The following is a 17,312-nucleotide window of genomic DNA, read 5'->3' as shown; positions in this document are numbered from 1 at the left end:
CTTTGGTATGATTATTTATTCTCCGGTTTTTTTTCTATTTCCCCAATTGTTTTATCAAAGAATCCTTTCTCATATTTTCTTAAAGCTTTTCTATGCTCTGGCAAGGACATATCTAATCTCATCTCATTCATGACCATGACTGCATAAGTTGTCCATTCTTTCCAACATTCAGGACAAGATGGGTATTTCTGTGAAATTTCGTCTTCAACATCACTTTCATTAAATGATTTATTACATCTTAGACATGTTTTTGACATTCCGATAGTAGATTGACGCATAGGATACTTATTATATTTTGTTTTTGTGATAAATGATTCTTTGTATGGTTTTTAATCCGTCTCTTGGATGTAATGCATTGAATGATGAAAAATATTATTCGTACCTGTGTTTATTATCTTGATTTAAGAAACCGGTTAAATCATCATAGCCTGATGTGAATTCGCTCGAGACTGTGGATAATAAATTTAGAAATTTCGAATCCTTGGATAAATTCTTTTTCATAAGGGTTTCTACCTCGTGAATAGCAAAAATTACTTTATCATTATTTGTTTCAAGATTAGATGATATGATGTTGTTTTCATTAAATAGAATAGTTATCTTAAAGCCTAAAATCAAAGAAAAAACCTTTATTTTGTGCTCAATTTCATTTTTTATATCTTCATTCACGGGTTTGTTCATCTCAAGTGACAAATTTATTACATAGTCAGATGTTGAGGTCAAATAATCTGTAATGATGTTAAAAAATTTGGCTGTAGCTGCCTTTATTGTAATAGTTTGAAAGAGGCTGAACAATACTTCTTGCAAAAAGATGTCATTTTGATATTTGAGCAGAAAGTCAGGCGAATAAGTATATCTGTCGTTAAAGATGTGAATGAGGCCTATACTAGTTAATCTGTATTCTTCATTAGCTGGCTTCTGGTTGATGTTAACCCCTGGATTCGAGTTTATGGTCGTATTGATTGAGTGGATTATGCCTTTTTCAAGCAAACTGTTTGTTTCAAAAGACACTGCTGAAATGTTTTCATCCTTTCTATTACTAATAAAACCGAGCAATTTTTTTAACATCTTTATTTTATTTCTCGAATCCCTTTGTGTATTGTTAATTATATTATATAGGACTCTTTTTTCGGAATCTGAAATTGGAAAACGTTTAACACTCTGCAATATGGTTATGAATTCATTCACTTTGCATCTTTAGATTTATTATGCCCATTTTGTATAAAATATTTATCGACTATTTTATGCTTATTTTGATGATCTTTACCTTATAATATTTATTACCGTAAATTTTACTTTAAGATTGATAAAAATGGTAAATAAACCAATTTATCTTGCAGCAAGTTTACTTGCAATCCTTAGCGTAATAGCTATTGGAGCAAGCGCAAACAATAATGTTTTTGCTCAATCAGATGAAGTGCAGGCAACAATTGTACCGGGTGCATCTACATTGACCGATACAGCTTACAGTCCAAATCCTATTCAAGCCAAAGTTGGTCAGGAAGTAAAATGGACAAATGAGGATTCCGCATTCCATACTGTAACATCTGGAACCGCCGGTGGAGCAGATGTTGGGAAAGCATTTGATTCAGGTTTACAAGGTCCATCAGCCTTGACTGCCAAGGGAAAAACCTTTGAGCATAAATTTGATACAGCAGGAGAATTTCCATATCATTGTACCTTACATCCAGCAATGGTCGGTAAGGTAGTAGTGAGCTAAAACTCAAACTCTTTTTTTATTCTTATTTTTGAAAATTAATCCTAATTCGCTCCTTAGTCTCCTAAAAGAATTTGATTCAAACATAAACAAAATTAGAATCAAGAATAATGTTTTAACTATTGGTTTTTTAGATTTTCTGTATACTAGAGGTGTCGCAATTAGAGACAAGCAAATAGATGCCTCTTCCTATAATAAAATTATGATTGCGTTAGCTGCAGTCGAGTGTGGCATAGATATCTTAACTGTCTGTAAGCTAATTAACTGGAAGGATTTCGAATTATTTGCTTCTGAAGTTATGAAATTTCATCACTACGTGGTATACAAGAACTATCGGATTAAGAATCCTACTCGACAAATTGATGTAATAGGTGTAAGATTGCAAAATGCTTTGGTTATAGACTGTAAGCACTGGAGAAGAAATTCTTACCCTGAAATGGTAGGTGTAGTAGATAAACAAAAAGAACGAGGTACCCTCTTTATGAAAAAGAATAAATCAATTGAAATTGAAAATGCATATCCAATAATTATTACTTTTTACCCTAATGAATTTCAAAGCGTAAATCAAGTGCCTATAGTTCCAATAAGCTCTTTTAACTCATTCTTAATTGATTTTGATAACTATAAGCAAAACTTTTTTAGGATTTAACCGAACTTCTTTTCATGCTTTCTGGTGTTAACAGAAATTCATTTGCCATTCTTAACACTCTTTTACTGTTTTCGAATGAGAGCTTTTGTAGTGCCTTCTCAAAAGTTTGCCATTCAAAATTTACATGCTCAAATGATAAGACAACTTTCTTTGATTTAGTTTCCGCCAGATAGTATATTACAGCTTTATTAACTAATTTTGATTTTTTCCTATATTTATATGAAATTTGTTGTCTGAACCCGTTGATTATTTGGAGGTCGACTATTCCAGTTTCTTCTGACACTTCTCTAAAAACTGTATCTATCTCTGTTTCCCCTAATTCCATATTACCTTTGGGAAAATCCCAATGTCCATAATTATAATTGAGGATCAAATACATTATTTCGGAATTTTCGTCAATCAAATATAATACAGCCCCGGCCGAAATTTCATCATACATTGCCTTGAATGAATTTAACAATTATAAAAGCGTGTTCATGTAGCATCGGGCTGTAGGGCTAACGAAAAAGCTTTAACAATCCTTTGCTTCTATGAGACATGATTTGTCAAACAAGAAATAAGTTGAGATTGGAGCTATAACCATCTATAAATCTCTTTTTTGACCGTTTTTCTTTGAGGAAACCTATTTACTATATTCCAGAATTGTCAAGAGAATTCACACTTCATTAATTGACTGGATACAAAGTGTCAACCTTAAAAGACATCCTCTATATGGAAATAATACTATCAGAACATATTACTGACTAAATAAAATCAAAGTCTGGTTTGATTACATTCGGCTGTGAGTTGCAATAGACCCTAAAAACAAACAAAATTTTGCATTACCTACACCCATTGAGAAACATACCCGCATCTCATAGCATAGAACTTCATTTGGACATTGATAGATTCATGGTAAACATTTGGTTTCCACAGTTGGTAGTACGTAGGACCCATCAAGCAGGAAGGCTATTAAATCTTGGTCACCTAGTCCATTCCTCTATGGGGAAAAACTTGATAAAAAGAGAAAGATGCATTGAATCAAGTCAGAACTAAAGGATTTTATGGCTATTTTCAATGTAGAAAAAAGAATTACAAACTAGAGCATGTCAAAAAATGATTCGATTTGCTTGCAAGCATGCATGTCAGCACTATCAAGACTTTCTTTTACACAACTCCTCACCAAACTAATATAGTGAATTTGTTATCATAATTGAAATTGCTAAATGATATCCTTATAAAATCACATCCAATAGTGGTCAAATAAAGTGAAACAAGAATCAAGTCATATGAATTCCCGTGAAAAACCTACTATGATAGACAACAGACAAATCATTAGATAAATATAGAGATAGCGTATTCCTGTTGAGAAATAACATAAAGGCAATCCGAAAACCGCTGTAAGTAAATTATTAAAAATATCATAAATCTGTTAGTTCACAGTTCAAAGTTCAAAAAATCTAACTTTGATTGAATTTAATTATTTGTATTTAGTATCAGACTTCATCAATAATCCGTTTGAACCAAATTCGAGTTTCACAAAATTACGATAATGAGTTGCTTCCCTACTTTAGTTTTGTATTTACAAGTTGCACCATAGGACAAAACTACGAATGGAAAATACTATTTTTCGAGTATGATTATACCTTATCATAATTTTTTTTACTTAAAAGACTAACCATAAAATTCACACTTTTTTTCATAAAATGCGATATTACGATCAGATTATCAGTCTAAAAAGTTTAGTTCCATAATAGCCACTTTTGAAACTGACATTTTGTTGTTAATAAGTGACAACCTTTTAAACAGATTGAAAAGCTTATACAGATCGCGGATCTGAAATCTTCCCTTCCGCAAGTTTTTATGATATTTTTCCAGTAAGATTGAGAATTTACTTAATCGTGAATCACTTCCCACACCTTTAATAAAAAAATCAACTATGCAATGTCTTTAACCGTCTCTTTTTCATCATCTTCTGACTCATCTATATTGGGGCTATATTTGTGAATGTCTTCCCAATCTTCAAACGTCATCCAATATCCACAATAGACTAATTTTTTCTCTTTATCAATTTCTCCATGTTGAGGCATTGATCACATGTAAAGGGTACTGGTCTAATTTAAATCCTGAAATTATTTGCCATATCTTCGGGCTCTCTTTTGAAAAGTTCGGATTGCTCGCATCAAATCAATTTTTCTAAATTCTGGCCAAAAAATATCTACAAATATGAGTTCACTATATGCACTCTGCCAGAGCAAAAAACCACTCAATCGTTTTTCCCCTGATGTTCTTAAAATCAAGTCTGGTTCCGCTTGAGGGAGATGTGCAGTATATAAATTTGCTTCAATAACCTTTTCATCAATATCATCTATTCCAATTTTGTTTTCTTTTGCCAGCATTGCTATTTTTCTAATTGCGTCGATTAGTTCCTTCTGTCCACCATATGCAATGGCTATGTTTAAATACATATTTTCGTATTTTTCCGTTCTCGTTTCCAACTTTCTCAAAATATCTTGCAATCTCTTTGGGAGTATGTTGAATTCTCCAATCGATTTTACTCGGATCTGCTTTTCATGTATCCTCTTATCATTATACAAACCAATTAATTTGTCCTCGAGCAAGGAGTAAATATTTTCGAGTTCGTTCGTCTCCCTACTAAGATTTTCATTAGATAATACATACACTGTGGTTATTCTTATCCCCAGGTCGTAAATCCAATTCAATAAATCTTCTGCAATGTCTGCACCCATTTGATGACCTTTTGCTTTATCGATATCCATTATTTTTGACCATCTCCTATTACCATCCAGAATAATTCCTATGTGTTGAGGGAAAGGAAATTGATTAATTTGGCTTGTCAGGTGTTTTTCATATATTTTATAAATTAGATTTTGTCTAGATGTTAAATACAGTAGTTTGAAAATCTTGTCTATTATAGACATTAGGAGAGATGCTTTATACGTTCATCTATGCTCTAATATATCTTACTGGTCGTCATGTTTTAGAGCTTCACCACCCTTTCGGTTTCTAAAGTATTGAAATAGAAAAGTTGCCACTATCAGAGTAACCGCTAAACCGATTAACAATGAAGAAATCAGATTGAATGGATTTCCACGCTCGGTGATTAAGGAAGTTAATTGCAACATGGGTATGTATAATAAAGCCAAAACGACCAATCGCAGAATATCATATATAATATTGATACTACCTTTGAACCAATTACTCAACAATATCCCTGCAAATATTGTTGCAATTCCTATCCACAGCAGCGTTATTGTTCCAGTTGCAAAACTACTCAGCACAACTTTGTCAGTTATAATCGCTGTTATTCCTTGATCTGAATCCAGTAATTCCTGAGGAATGTGAGAAATTCCGCTTAGAATTGATGCTAAGATTATCATTGTACCAGCAAAATAAGAAAATAATCTGATAAATCCAGAAGGAGTAGGCTTTGAAAAACTAGCTATTGATTTATCTATATCAAATGCCCTGAGAATAAAAGCCGCACCCAGAATACTAATTCCTAATGCAAATGCCTCTCGAGAGAATCCAAAAATTATTGACAGACCGCTTATAACTAAAAGTGCACCAGGAAGTCCCAGGAAAAATTTTGAATATCTAGGATCGTAAAACAGGATTTTTATATAACGAGCTAAAATAGCATAGGAGTATTCAACACTTCTACTCTGTCTTACTATTATTCTTTGGATAGATATAATAGGAATCCGACCCTGAATCAAAGGTATTGCGGTTTCATCGTCTTCCCCATCTGATATTACTACCGCCCCATCTGCTCCGTACACACTTAGAACCCTGTCAATCTCCTGAGTTATTTTTAGATCTCCCTCAATGCCTCTATTATATTTGCCTGCAACCAAGGCTATCTCAACATCGTATCCTTTCATTTTGAATTCTTCATAGGATTTTACGGCTCCAAAAATTGCATTACAATCTGAATCTTCTGGATCTTCGATCGCTAGTCTTGTTCCCGCATTAATACATAATTCTTTCCCGATAATTGGAGTTTCAAGTCCTCCCTTAATACCAATATCATCATCTCTGTCGATACAAAAGACAATAACCTTAGTAAAATTTTGTAAGGAACCTATTTTGTCATAATTCTCATTTTTTTTTAAATCTACTTTATTGTCAAGTTGGCCCAATTTAGGCATTAATGATACAATAAATAAGATGATCTACTATTTAATTAAGCTACTCGATGTTTTCAAAATTCTACTGACTAATATTCATATTAGATCTATATGGCTAAAACAATCGTTGATGTTCTTTTAGGATACACCTGTTATAAATAACGCTAAGACCTTTCTCTTCTGCAATTTCTTTTGCTTCCATATTGTAAATTCCCAATTGCATCCATATAACTTTGATTCCATTCTTGAGAATTGCATCTTGAACTACTGGTAATACGTCTTCTGATTTTCGAAAAATATCTAATATGTCAACTTGATGCGGGATGTCCGATACTTTTGGATATGACTTTTTCCCTAGGATCTCCCCATAAATAGGATTTACAGGAATGACATTGTATCCTTTTTCGATTAAGTATTTTGGAACATAGTTAGACGGTTTTCCTTCATTTGGGGACATTCCAACTACTGCAATATTCTTAAAATCATATATCCTTTTTATGACATCATCCGAATTTTTGTCTATATCAATAGTATTCATACCATGTTTTGACATATCTTATTATTTAACGGTTGGAAGGCATATACACTTTGAAAATCGAAAAAGCTTGAAACCATTTTCCCAATAATTCCTAGTCAATGAAATTAAGATATACTACTCATTGATTAATGAATAATTGATTGCATTTCAATAACTGGTATCCTTATTACCTAATAATTGCTGGATTATTGGACATTCACATTCAAAAGGATTTTCTAAATTCGCTGAACTTGTCGGGCCTGAAACAAATTGGATTCTTGGGTCCAAAATGCTTCAGGAAAATACAATATAGCAAAGCATTAGTCATAGGAGCAGGACCGAGCATTGAAGAAAGCACGGTACAAAATTTCATAATTGAAATCTGCAAATGTGGCAAAAACGAATTTAGTACTGCCATGTCAGAAAATCCGGTTGTAATAGCCGCCGACGGGGCTACTGAAATGTGTCTAGATTTAGGAATAATTCCAGATTATGTTGTAACGGATCTTGATGGAGATTATGAATCCTTACTCAGGGCTGATTCTGGTGGCTCAATTATGGTAGTCCACGCTCATGGTGATAACTTTGATAAGATCGCTTCTTATGTTCCATCACTTAGTAATGTTATAGGAACAACTCAAAATTTTCCATTGAGGAATGTCTATAACTTTGGAGGGTTTACTGATGGTGATAGAGGTGTATCCCTTGCGGTTGAGTTTTTAGCTAGAGAAATCTTGTTAATAGGTATGGATTTTGACTCTAGGATCGGTTTTTTTTCAAAAAGAAAGGTGGCAAATCTTAAATTGAAGAAACAAAAATTGCAAATTGGCAAATATTTGACTGGAATGCTCCTGGAAAATTCTAGCGCCTTAGTAACCCATATTACGACTTCTAATCACGATTCATCTTTTTATGGGGTGAATAATTATAAGGTAATATGAAAACTAAGAATATTCTAGCTTTTGCAGGTTTTGGACTGGCATTGCTTGGAGGTTATTTGTGGATGATAGGACAGATTACTTTTGGCATGATCCTTTGGGGTTTGACTTTTTTGATTATATTTCGAATTAATCGTATGAACAAGAATAGACTAAAAAACAGAAACAAATTTAGTAACAAGCATAAACAGATTAATTCTAAAGATGATGATGTCTGAGCTCTAAGATTATCTCATTGATAATAGATCACTACCTTACAAATAATTAATCTAAAACTGTCTATTTCTTTATTTCTTTTGGTATACTAGGTCCATAGAGTGCTCCTATTCCCATACTCGTTTTGGCATTTTTCTCATAACCAGTCTATCTATTGAGGTTCAATTGTGGAAGGTGGTTTGCTTGATATAGCATATGTTACCCAAGTTACATTTTCGATTTCATTGGTTATTTTGGAACTAATCTTTTCTAAAGTGGAGAAAGGTAATCTTGACCAATCGGCTGTCATCGCATCAACCGATTCAACAACTCTTATTGAGACAATATGTCCAAAAATTCTTTCATCCCCTAAAATTCCAACTGCTTTATCATCTCCCACTATGGCGAATGCTTGCCATACTTTGTCGTACAAATTATCTTCAACGAGTACTTCTTCAACTATATGGCTTGCCTGCCTAACTACATTTATCTTCTCCTGACTAGCTTCACCGACAATTCTTACCGCCAACCCTGGTCCAGGAAATGGGTGTCTTGTAAGCAAGTCCGGGGGTACACCCATTATTCTTGCCATATTTCGCACCTCGTCCTTATACAAATATCTCAAAGGTTCTAAAATTTTTAAATGAAGCCATTCTGGAAGTCCACCTACGTTGTGATGAGTTTTTATTACTGTAGCAGGACCGCCCGAGACTCCGCTCTCTATGACATCCGGGTACAAAGTTCCTTGAGCTAACCACTGAAATGGTCCTTCATTTTCGGCGAATTCTGTAAATACTCTTGCAAATTCCTCTCCTACTTTTTTTCTTTTTTGTTCCGGATCGTTTAATCCTCCAAGACCTTTCAAGAATCTCTCCCTTGCATCTATGATTCGCAGGGGTATCCCTAATTTTTCTTTGAATATCTCTGCAACATTTTCCCTTTCATTCTCTCTCAATAATCCATTATCTACAAAAACGCATGTCAAATTATCCTTGATAGCCCTATGTATGAGAATTGCACAAGTGGTAGAATCAATACCTCCGCTCACCGCGCACAGGACCTTTTCATTTTTAACCTTCTTTTGTATATCATTAACGCTTGTTTCAATAAAGTTCGACATACTCCATTCAGGATTTGCTTTGCTAATCTCATAAGCGAAATTGAATAATACTTTATCTCCCTTTTCAGTATGAGCTACTTCTGGATGAAACTGTAACCCAAAAATCTTTTTGTCATTGTTACCTATTGCTGCTGAAAAAGAACTGCTCGTTTTACCTAAAACTTCAAATCCTTTAGGGAGTACTTCTGCGGCATCACTATGACTCATCCAACATTTCAGACCAGATGATCCTATGTCTTTAAATAAATTAGTTTTGTCCATTATTGTTAACAATGCGTTTCCATATTCTCTATTCAAAACTCTCTTTATCTTGCCGTTAAAGTGATCAACAATGATCTGATGTCCATAACAAATGCCCAAAATAGGAACACCTAATTCAAATATTTCATAGTCGGGTTTAGGGGAATTCTTGCTGTATACGCTGGCAGGACCACCAGAAAAAATTATTCCCTTTGGTTCTAAATCTTTTATTTTTTCGGCCGGAGTATTGTAAGGAACTAATTCGCAATAGATATTTAATTCCCGTATCCTCCTGCATATTAAATGGCTGTACTGAGATCCAAAATCCAATACTACTATTTTGTCCATTATTTGTCCACTTTATCTAACATTCTTGTCAATACCCATGCAGCAGTATTGAAAATTTCATTGATCCTTTCCTTATCTTTATAATTCCTAATCGAAATTTTGTTAAGGATATCCTTATTTTCATTTTCGGTAATGATATCATAGCTGATTATTTCAGCTTCGGACAATTGTCCTTGATTGATCTTATCAAGGTCCTTGTTTATCATACCTTGTAATATTCTATTTATAAAAAATGACTTAAAGGGTGGAGTTTCTATGCTAAGTCTAATTGGATCTTCGAGAAGAATTATTACTTCTTCCGGTGTTACATGAAATCGGGCAACGGGGGTATTGTCTTTTAATCTTTTTATTAGCCTTGTTTCCTCAAAGGCTTGTTTTCTTGGCTCAGTTCGTTCCTCGTCACCTCTACGTTTCTCTTGGTACTGATTAGGGATTTTCTTCAGCGAATTCATCTCACTGTTTTGTTCATTGGTTGAGAATTTTTTTGAGAAATTAAGATTGGCTGCAGTCTTGAAACTTCCTTGTTTTAATACAGAATCAATTAATGAGAGTGTTATCTTTATTTTTTCTATTTCATCCTGTTTTTCCAATATTTGTTTAGTTAACCATTCCCTTATCTCTGCTGCATTTTTTATATCGTCATCAGAGTAACCTAGCATAATTTGATTTGATTTTTTTCGATATTAAATGTTATTTATTGTCACTTGTTCCTGTCTGAAATTTTCGCTTACCCCTTATCTATTTTTATGAATTAAACAAATACTGGTTATAAGAATTAAGTCATTTTCATTAATTTTGGTATTCCTCAAAATAACCCTTCATTCTAGATATTAGGAAATTTCTCAACGGCATACTTGCCAAATTTCAAAAGAATATTCACTGCGTGTATGCTATTGAGACTTTTGTTGCTTTTCTATTTAATATACTTTATTGTATTAAAATTATATATGGATAATTTTTACCTTGTTGTTAAGTTCGTTTCAAATTGCTAAAATCACCAATTTATATAAAATTAAAATCCCTCAATGATTTTGCTAGATTAGTTTGTTCGTTGGAGAGAATTCCAATCCCTATTTATGAATATAATTATCAAAATACAGATATCTTCGCTGCCCAGTTAGATACACTCAATGGACACTCAATTACCTATTACGTCGATAACGTAAAGTCAGGGGAGAATCAATATCTTTCATATAAGATCAATAACAATAGTGAGGAAGCTGCGATGGTTAATTCTATAAAGGATACTTCATCGCTGTACTCGCCTATCATTAAGTTATCTATTCCACCACAGACATTCCTCAAACCGGCAAAGATAAGCACAACAACCAAATACACAGGTATAGGTTTACGAGATCTATTTAGTTTGTCGAAATTAGTTGCGTTTCACACTATTTATGAGGAATCAACATTGCCATTGTTCCTTTTCCCAAAAACAGAATTAAATGATTTGGACCTTCCAGACAAAGTATCTAATATGGAATACGTTTTGGGAGCTCACTTAAGCTTAACTGACTCTTCAGATACGAGTTATTTTTATTATGTTTTATTAGAGCAAGAAATCGAAAAGTATTTCATGAAATTTAGCCTGCAAAAATCAGCTGCTCCTACTTTTTCAAATCACATCGATGAACACGGTTATATTTATTTAAAGATCATAAAATTGCAAGATATGCACCCTCTAATTAAATTTTGATATGGATAAATACGAATCTTTCGCTAACCGAATTAACAAAATCAGAAGAAAGAAGAACAGCAATATCGTTTTAGCCGTAGACCCAAATTTTGATGTAGAAAACATATTTGACTACGTATGTCATGTTATTGATCAACTACATGATTATGTTTGTGCTATTAAGCTAAATTTCCATGTAATATTGCCCTTGTCTAAAATTGAATTAAAGAAAATTACACAAATTGCTCATGAAGACAATCTCCAGATTATAGCAGATATTAAATTAAATGATATTTTTGATACTAATAAAGTTACTATAAAATATCTATCGTCATCAGGATTCGATTCTGTTATTGTAAATCCTTTTATAGGTAAAATCAGTCTTAAAGCAACAGTTGATTATGCTCATTCATTGAATTTTGGAGTAATATCTCTTGTATACATGAGTCATGCTGATGCAGTAGAAGGGTATGGAGCCTCGTTAGCGAATCCGGACGGTATTAACAAATCGGAAAATTCAAAGCCTGTCTATCGCATATTTTATGAAAATTCCAAGTCGGCAGGTGTAGATGGTGTAGTAATTGGAGGAAATAGATTAGATATTTTAAAGGAATTGCGAGATAAAGGAGATGAGGGCCTACCTATTTACTCCCCTGGTATTATAACACAGGGAGGAGATATCAAAATGGCACTTGAATCTGGTTCTACCTATTTGATTATAGGCAGAGCGATAATCAATTCTGATTCACCATTAAACAAGGTAAAGGACATTTATGATTTAGTAAAAGGGCTTGAGTATTGGGACCACTGATAAACAATTGCTTTGTAACTTAATAATTACCCAAAAAACTAAACACCATCAAGAAGGGAACATCTTCAATCACCTTCACACTATTCTCTTTTGCGAGCTTTAGTCTTAGGGCCAGGGCAACAACATTCTTTCCAACCAAATTTAGCATTGACGATGATTTTAGTAAACTTGTGGCTTCCTCTTCATCAATCTCTTCATCATGAAAATATTCTTTTGATATACTTATCGCAAAGTCGCCCTTGTTAATCACTTTATCCACCAAATTGAGATCACAAATATTGATCATATACGTTCCTTGATACTTTATCCTTCTTAGCGCATATTTGTTTTCTTGATTCATGACAAATCTAACTCTTTTATTGAGATGGTATGTCATTGATTATATTTCTACCCAAAAAATCTAACCAAACATATGCTTTGTCGCCTAACTCAACATATTTAGCTGGAATGAACAGATTGATTATTTGTGATAGACTGGCCCTCTTACAATCGCTCATTAGTTCAACGCGGTGAGATCCTCTTCTCGTATGATTTCCTTGATGGTTGGGGTTCAGAGATAGAGAATATGAATATAAACAAAAAGGGTAAACCATTTGTATTTCCAGATTCTTTCATCTTGGCCATTGGTTACATTCGCTATTTATTTCACCTACCATACAGACAAACCCAAGGTATAATTAAGGCCACAGGAAAAAGGTTACCTGCTAATCCACCAAGTTATGGTCACATCTGTAAACGAATCAACAAGCTAAACATCGATATTAAAAGAGACAAGATGGATGACGATGATGACCTAATAATATCAATAGACAGTACAGGTATCAAGATTACTAACAGAGGTCAGTGGATGGATGAGAAATGGAATACACAAAATAGAAAAGGATATCTCAAGATCCACGTTGCTGTAGACATAAAGACCAGGAAAATCATTGCTTTGGAAGTGACAGATGAGAAGGTACATGATGGGAAAATGCTAAAGAAACTAGTCAATCATGTTTTGGATTCGAGAGAACCAAACACTGTAAAGATAAAATCGGTACTAGCTGATGGAGCCTATGATTCAAATCCAAACTTTGTGTATCTTGAGGACAAAAAGATCAATCCAGGTATAAAGGTAAGAAGGAACTCTATTGTTTCTCCTAAAAACAATAGGTTAAGGAACAACGAAGTAAAGTTACAAGCAAAGGATCTGTTGAAATGGAAGACAAAAAGAAAATACGGACAGAGATGGATATCTGAAACTGTGTTCTCAGCTATAAAGAGAATGTTTGGTGAATACACATCAGCAAACAGGTTTCAAAACATGGTAAAGGAGATCATGATAAAAGTATCATTGTATAACATTTTTAGAAGAATATAACATGATGATCATGATGATAACCGGAGAATAAGGAATTATGCAACAAAGCACAAACATAAAGTAATAATTATAGTATAATCAAAAAAAAATCAATGACTACTGACAAGAAGGAAAATGATAATACTCATAATAGTAAGAGAATTAATAAAAAAGGAATCATCTTAACCAGTATTCTAGTTATAGGTATTATAGGCGCTAGCTTTATTGTATGGTTTCTGCCATCAGAAAATGTACAAAATAATGGAGTGAGTAACATGACCATTTCATTCTTGGATCCAAATGATACATTAACTTCAGTCAACAGTCAATTTTCACTATTACAAAACGAGGTTCAAAATCAGATTGATGATGCTAAAGCAAACACTGTCAATAGGACGTACATTAATGACGTCATTAGTGTCTCGATCAATCAAAATAATGAATTAATGCAGACCTTGTTAAATGGACAACCAAATCAAACTTTAATGCCAAGATACGTTGAATTAATGAATAATCTGAAAGATTACTCTGTTTATCTGTTAAACGTTAAGAATATTACATCAAACTCGCTCAATATGAGCGAGGACTTGAAGAATTTAGGAAATAATTCAGCAATCCTTAAACAAATCTAAAAAAGGATTGTTTATAAAGAGTATTTTCAAACCTTTACAAAGATGCGACTTCTCGAATATCAAGGAAAAGAGCTATTTAATCAATTTGGTATCAAAACACCAGAGTCTATTCTGGCTGAAAATGTGGAAGATGCCCGAATTGGAGCTCAGAAACTAGGTTTTCCGTTTGTCTTGAAATCTCAACTAACAGTTGGGGGTCGAGGCAAAGCAGGAGCGATTCAAAAATGCAAAGATTCCTCTGAGTTAGAAACTAAGTTTGGTGAATTATTAGTGAAAGAAGTAAAGGGCGAATTGCCAAGGGGTATCCTCTTAGAGAAAATGGTTGACATTGTGAAAGAAATCTATTTGTCTATCTTTTTAAATCGGAGCAAACGTTGTTTCTCGATAATTGCTTCATCAGAAGGGGGGATTGATATTGAACAAACTGACAATAAAATAATTCAAGATATTTCTATTGAAGGCGTTTCAAGTGAGTTGGCGAGTACTATCGCATCTAGTTTGAATATCCCCGATAAATCCAAAGAAAGTTTTGTCAACTTATTACTAAATCTCTTTGGAGTAGTTGTAGAGAAGGAGGCCGAACTAGCAGAGATAAATCCTCTGGCTATCATTTCTGATGACTCCTTACTTGCCTTGGACGCTAAAGTGATAATTGATGATAACTCTCTCTTTAGACACGAGGATTTAAAAAAGTATCTGTATCTTAGCGATTTGGAAAAGCAAGCTGCTGAAAATGGATTTTCTTTTGTTGAATTGGAAGGAGACATCGCAATCATAGGCAATGGCGCAGGTTTAGTCATGTCAACTCTAGATATGGTTACGGATGCAAATGGAAAAGCAGGGGCTTTCCTTGACTTTGGGGGAAGAGCTACGAGCGAAACCATTTATGAAGCTCTTAAAGTCATAAGTAGACTTCCGAAAGTAAAAGTAATCCTTGTGAATCTATATGGAGGAATTGTGAGAACAGATCTTGTGGCACAGGGTATTCTGGAGGCATATAAGAACAATATATTGACAGTACCTGTTTACGCTAGAATCTCTGGAGCTCAATCCGAAAAGGCAAGGGAATTGCTCAACGGAAGCAAAGCACGCTTATTTGACACAGTAGAGGAAGCAATAAATGCTGTGGTCCTAAAGATAAATAACAACTAAACAGTGAGACAATTTGACCACACAATTTGACATCTTTAGAATTTTATCCGGGAATGAATCTGATGCTGATTATGAAAAGAAACCTGTAATCATTCAAGGAATTACGGGCAGCTTTGGATCAACACACACAAGATTAATGCGATCTTATGGAACTAATATAGCCGCAGGGGTCACACCTGGTAAAGGAGGTTCCAAATTTGAGGATGTTCCTGTTTTCAATACAGTAGAGGAAGCAGTAAAAGCATCAGGATCAGTCATATCTGGGATATTCGTACCCGCTCCATTCTTTTATAAAGCAGCTAAAGAAGCTCTTGATAATGGAATTAAACTAATAGTAGCAATACCAGAACATGTGCCAATAATTGATTCAATAAAAGTCTTCGAGTATGCTCAGAAAAAAGGAGCGAGAATGATTGGACCAAATACTCCGGGAGTGATTATCCCGGATATAATGAAAGTTGGAATCATGCCCGCTCAACCTTTTACTAAGGGGAACACAGTTGTATTTTCAAGAAGCGGGACCTTAATGTATGAAGTTTCATTCCATCTATCCAACTCTGGTTTTGGACAACGTTTAGGATTGGGAATAGGGGGTGATCCAATCAATGGAACTAATCTTATTGATTCTTTTGGGTTAATTAGAAACAGAGAAGATGTTGATTCTGTGGTTGTGGTTGGTGAAATAGGTGGTGACGCAGAAGAACAACTCGCCGACTATATCATAAAGACTAATTTCTCAAAACCTGTTGTTGCTTACATAGCAGGAAGATCTGCCCCCAAAGAAAAACGAATGGGTCATGCTGGAGCTATAGTTTACGGAAACTACGGATCTGCCGAATCAAAAATAAATAACTATGATAAGGCAAACGTTCCAGTTGCAAAAAGCCCAAGGGAAGTTCCGTTGTTGTTAAGGACAAAATTAAGAAGGTAATATAATAGTCGACTAAATCTATTTTTATTTGTTCAACGCCTTACGTACTTGTAAATCCATTTGGAAAAAAGATTTTGCACAAACTGTATGTTAAAAACTGCACATGATTGGATAGAAGAAATAGATGTTATTTACACCTATAAAAGAAAAAGAGTTTATAAATGTGGAAATTGTGGTTTCATGTCAAAGAAAAGGGGATTAAGACCTTCGTCTGAATCGGTTTATTAATAACAGATTATCCTGCTCTAACGACTTCTGCCACAGAAATCAGAAGGCTCATTTACCATAATCGGTTAATAACGAACTAGCTACATGAATAAAAGATATCTTGTTTATCTAGGTAACAAAAATAATTATTTGCCCGCCAACTCAAAAAGTGTTTTACATTCACTGCGGGTGCTACTACAAAACTATCGCAATGCAGTAGTCAGGGACATCCGGATTTCAAGTTATTTTATTGAGATAGACGTTAGTACACAGGACGATAACTCATTAAGCCCCAATGATCTTGAATTTTTTGGACCCATTGACATGTTAGGATCCTTGATCCGACTAGAAGAATTGAATGAAGTAACCGGCTTTAGATCCAGAGATGACGCAGTGATGTCATCAATATTTTTATTTAACATGGAAAGATATTGGAAGTCTCATGAAGTTCTAGAGGGTGTTTGGAAAGATTCAAAGGGAGAAACAAGAAATCTCTTAAATGGATTAATTTTAGTGGATGCGGCATATGTGCACTTCCAAAAAGGAGAAAATGCCATTTTTTTCTCCATCCTCAATCGCTCTTTGGAAAAATTCAAAGACTATCCTAGATATTTTTATGATATAAATTTAGAATTTTTGCTAAAGGATATCAACAAAATAATACGTACTAAAAATCCATCAATCATCAAAATGTGCCTGAAATAGTATTCTTAA

21 protein-coding genes are annotated in these 17,312 nt (G+C 34.0%); 12 read left to right on the top strand and 9 right to left on the bottom strand.

The window, feature by feature from the left end; translation table 11 throughout:
- Positions 1–11: 11 nt before the first annotated feature.
- Positions 12–257, bottom strand: a complete 246-nt coding sequence (locus tag NMY3_RS14880) for a Fe(2+)-trafficking protein (RefSeq protein WP_196816595.1) — start codon at positions 255–257, stop codon at positions 12–14.
- 115 nt (positions 258–372) lie between these two features.
- On the bottom strand, positions 373–1,185 hold the full coding sequence (locus NMY3_RS14875; RefSeq protein ID WP_196816594.1) for a hypothetical protein: 813 nt from the start codon (positions 1,183–1,185) through the stop codon (positions 373–375).
- A 124-nt stretch (positions 1,186–1,309) separates the two neighbouring features.
- Here NMY3_RS14875 and NMY3_RS14870 point away from each other — a divergent pair, with 124 nt between their 5' ends.
- Both NMY3_RS14870 and NMY3_RS14865 read left to right on the top strand, forming a co-directional pair.
- On the top strand, positions 1,310–1,717 hold the full coding sequence (locus NMY3_RS14870; protein WP_196816593.1) for a cupredoxin domain-containing protein: 408 nt from the start codon (positions 1,310–1,312) through the stop codon (positions 1,715–1,717).
- A 28-nt stretch (positions 1,718–1,745) separates the two neighbouring features.
- A complete protein-coding gene (locus tag NMY3_RS14865; protein WP_196816592.1) occupies positions 1,746–2,363 on the top strand; it encodes an NERD domain-containing protein in 618 nt (205 codons plus the stop codon).
- Here the strand turns inward: NMY3_RS14865 and NMY3_RS14860 are convergent.
- Positions 2,353–2,802: a bis(5'-nucleosyl)-tetraphosphatase gene (locus NMY3_RS14860; protein WP_196816591.1), complete on the bottom strand. Its 450-nt coding sequence runs from the start codon at positions 2,800–2,802 to the stop codon at positions 2,353–2,355. The genes NMY3_RS14865 and NMY3_RS14860 overlap by 11 nt on opposite strands.
- A gap of 395 nt (positions 2,803–3,197) precedes the next feature.
- On the opposite strand from NMY3_RS14860, the gene NMY3_RS14855 reads away from it, so the two are divergent.
- Positions 3,198–3,398, top strand: a complete 201-nt coding sequence (locus NMY3_RS14855; protein WP_196816590.1) for a hypothetical protein — start codon at positions 3,198–3,200, stop codon at positions 3,396–3,398.
- A gap of 1,076 nt (positions 3,399–4,474) precedes the next feature.
- On the opposite strand, the gene uppS is transcribed toward NMY3_RS14855, so the two are convergent.
- The 3 genes from uppS to NMY3_RS14840 all read right to left on the bottom strand — a co-directional run bounded on the left by uppS (position 4,475) and on the right by NMY3_RS14840 (position 7,031).
- A complete protein-coding gene (uppS, locus tag NMY3_RS14850; RefSeq protein ID WP_196816589.1) occupies positions 4,475–5,284 on the bottom strand; it encodes a polyprenyl diphosphate synthase in 810 nt (269 codons plus the stop codon).
- 42 nt (positions 5,285–5,326) lie between these two features.
- Positions 5,327–6,514, bottom strand: coding sequence for a DUF373 family protein (locus NMY3_RS14845; protein WP_196816588.1), 1,188 nt, complete (start codon positions 6,512–6,514; stop codon positions 5,327–5,329).
- A 94-nt stretch (positions 6,515–6,608) separates the two neighbouring features.
- The gene (locus tag NMY3_RS14840) at positions 6,609–7,031 is read right to left on the bottom strand and encodes a CoA-binding protein (RefSeq protein ID WP_196816587.1); all 423 of its coding nucleotides are present in this window, start codon (positions 7,029–7,031) and stop codon (positions 6,609–6,611) included.
- A gap of 140 nt (positions 7,032–7,171) precedes the next feature.
- Here NMY3_RS14840 and NMY3_RS14835 point away from each other — a divergent pair, with 140 nt between their 5' ends.
- Together NMY3_RS14835 and NMY3_RS14830 are read left to right on the top strand one after the other, a co-directional pair.
- Positions 7,172–7,951 carry a 6-hydroxymethylpterin diphosphokinase MptE-like protein gene (locus tag NMY3_RS14835; RefSeq protein WP_196816586.1) on the top strand — a complete coding sequence of 260 codons (780 nt, stop codon included), beginning with the start codon at positions 7,172–7,174 and terminating at the stop codon, positions 7,949–7,951.
- Complete coding sequence (locus NMY3_RS14830) at positions 7,948–8,166, top strand: hypothetical protein (protein ID WP_196816585.1); 219 nt, start codon at positions 7,948–7,950, stop codon at positions 8,164–8,166. The genes NMY3_RS14835 and NMY3_RS14830 overlap by 4 nt, the downstream gene beginning before the upstream one ends.
- Before the next feature lie 149 nt (positions 8,167–8,315).
- On the opposite strand, the gene guaA is transcribed toward NMY3_RS14830, so the two are convergent.
- Positions 8,316–9,851 (bottom strand): glutamine-hydrolyzing GMP synthase, encoded by a 1,536-nt coding sequence (gene guaA / locus NMY3_RS14825; protein ID WP_196816584.1) that lies wholly within the window; start codon positions 9,849–9,851, stop codon positions 8,316–8,318.
- Positions 9,851–10,510: a hypothetical protein gene (locus tag NMY3_RS14820; protein WP_196816583.1), complete on the bottom strand. Its 660-nt coding sequence runs from the start codon at positions 10,508–10,510 to the stop codon at positions 9,851–9,853. Before NMY3_RS14820 ends, guaA begins: the two co-directional genes overlap by 1 nt.
- A 326-nt stretch (positions 10,511–10,836) precedes the next feature.
- On the opposite strand from NMY3_RS14820, the gene NMY3_RS14815 reads away from it, so the two are divergent.
- Together NMY3_RS14815 and NMY3_RS14810 are read left to right on the top strand one after the other, a co-directional pair.
- Complete coding sequence (locus NMY3_RS14815; protein WP_196816582.1) at positions 10,837–11,547, top strand: hypothetical protein; 711 nt, start codon at positions 10,837–10,839, stop codon at positions 11,545–11,547.
- A gap of 1 nt (position 11,548) precedes the next feature.
- Positions 11,549–12,337, top strand: a complete 789-nt coding sequence (locus tag NMY3_RS14810) for an orotidine 5'-phosphate decarboxylase / HUMPS family protein (protein ID WP_196816581.1) — start codon at positions 11,549–11,551, stop codon at positions 12,335–12,337.
- Between the two features lie 19 nt (positions 12,338–12,356).
- On the opposite strand, the gene NMY3_RS14805 is transcribed toward NMY3_RS14810, so the two are convergent.
- A complete protein-coding gene (locus tag NMY3_RS14805; RefSeq protein ID WP_196816580.1) occupies positions 12,357–12,677 on the bottom strand; it encodes a DUF424 domain-containing protein in 321 nt (106 codons plus the stop codon).
- Between the two features lie 126 nt (positions 12,678–12,803).
- Here NMY3_RS14805 and NMY3_RS14800 point away from each other — a divergent pair, with 126 nt between their 5' ends.
- The 5 genes from NMY3_RS14800 to NMY3_RS14780 all read left to right on the top strand — a co-directional run bounded on the left by NMY3_RS14800 (position 12,804) and on the right by NMY3_RS14780 (position 17,303).
- Positions 12,804–13,697, top strand: coding sequence for an IS5-like element ISThar1 family transposase (locus NMY3_RS14800; protein WP_196815659.1), 894 nt, complete (start codon positions 12,804–12,806; stop codon positions 13,695–13,697).
- Between the two features lie 92 nt (positions 13,698–13,789).
- Positions 13,790–14,308 (top strand): hypothetical protein, encoded by a 519-nt coding sequence (locus NMY3_RS14795; protein WP_196816579.1) that lies wholly within the window; start codon positions 13,790–13,792, stop codon positions 14,306–14,308.
- A 42-nt stretch (positions 14,309–14,350) separates the two neighbouring features.
- A complete protein-coding gene (locus NMY3_RS14790; RefSeq protein WP_196816578.1) occupies positions 14,351–15,460 on the top strand; it encodes a succinate--CoA ligase subunit beta in 1,110 nt (369 codons plus the stop codon).
- A 13-nt stretch (positions 15,461–15,473) separates the two neighbouring features.
- Positions 15,474–16,391 (top strand): succinate--CoA ligase subunit alpha, encoded by a 918-nt coding sequence (gene sucD, locus NMY3_RS14785; protein ID WP_196816577.1) that lies wholly within the window; start codon positions 15,474–15,476, stop codon positions 16,389–16,391.
- 312 nt (positions 16,392–16,703) lie between these two features.
- Positions 16,704–17,303, top strand: a complete 600-nt coding sequence (locus tag NMY3_RS14780; RefSeq protein WP_196816576.1) for a DUF309 domain-containing protein — start codon at positions 16,704–16,706, stop codon at positions 17,301–17,303.
- Positions 17,304–17,312 lie beyond the last annotated feature (9 nt).

It is taken from the genome of Candidatus Nitrosocosmicus oleophilus, assembly GCF_000802205.1.
Taxonomy (GTDB): Archaea; Thermoproteota; Nitrososphaeria; order Nitrososphaerales; family Nitrososphaeraceae; genus Nitrosocosmicus; species Nitrosocosmicus oleophilus.
The sequence above is the reverse complement of the archived record's forward strand: the minus strand, read 5'-3'. Positions and strand labels throughout refer to the sequence as shown.

Coding starts and splice junctions, on each gene's coding strand:
- NMY3_RS14790 (WP_196816578.1), top strand. CDS start 14,351: ATGCGACTTCTCGAATATCAAGGAAAAGAGCTATTTAATCAATTTGGT.
- NMY3_RS14880 (WP_196816595.1), bottom strand. CDS start 257: ATGTCAAAAACATGTCTAAGATGTAATAAATCATTTAATGAAAGTGAT.
- NMY3_RS14830 (WP_196816585.1), top strand. CDS start 7,948: ATGAAAACTAAGAATATTCTAGCTTTTGCAGGTTTTGGACTGGCATTG.
- NMY3_RS14820 (WP_196816583.1), bottom strand. CDS start 10,510: ATGCTAGGTTACTCTGATGACGATATAAAAAATGCAGCAGAGATAAGG.
- NMY3_RS14870 (WP_196816593.1), top strand. CDS start 1,310: ATGGTAAATAAACCAATTTATCTTGCAGCAAGTTTACTTGCAATCCTT.
- NMY3_RS14805 (WP_196816580.1), bottom strand. CDS start 12,677: ATGAATCAAGAAAACAAATATGCGCTAAGAAGGATAAAGTATCAAGGA.
- NMY3_RS14840 (WP_196816587.1), bottom strand. CDS start 7,031: ATGAATACTATTGATATAGACAAAAATTCGGATGATGTCATAAAAAGG.
- NMY3_RS14845 (WP_196816588.1), bottom strand. CDS start 6,514: ATGCCTAAATTGGGCCAACTTGACAATAAAGTAGATTTAAAAAAAAAT.
- guaA (WP_196816584.1), bottom strand. CDS start 9,851: ATGGACAAAATAGTAGTATTGGATTTTGGATCTCAGTACAGCCATTTA.
- uppS (WP_196816589.1), bottom strand. CDS start 5,284: ATGTCTATAATAGACAAGATTTTCAAACTACTGTATTTAACATCTAGA.
- NMY3_RS14795 (WP_196816579.1), top strand. CDS start 13,790: ATGACTACTGACAAGAAGGAAAATGATAATACTCATAATAGTAAGAGA.
- NMY3_RS14810 (WP_196816581.1), top strand. CDS start 11,549: ATGGATAAATACGAATCTTTCGCTAACCGAATTAACAAAATCAGAAGA.
- NMY3_RS14860 (WP_196816591.1), bottom strand. CDS start 2,802: ATGTATGATGAAATTTCGGCCGGGGCTGTATTATATTTGATTGACGAA.
- NMY3_RS14780 (WP_196816576.1), top strand. CDS start 16,704: ATGAATAAAAGATATCTTGTTTATCTAGGTAACAAAAATAATTATTTG.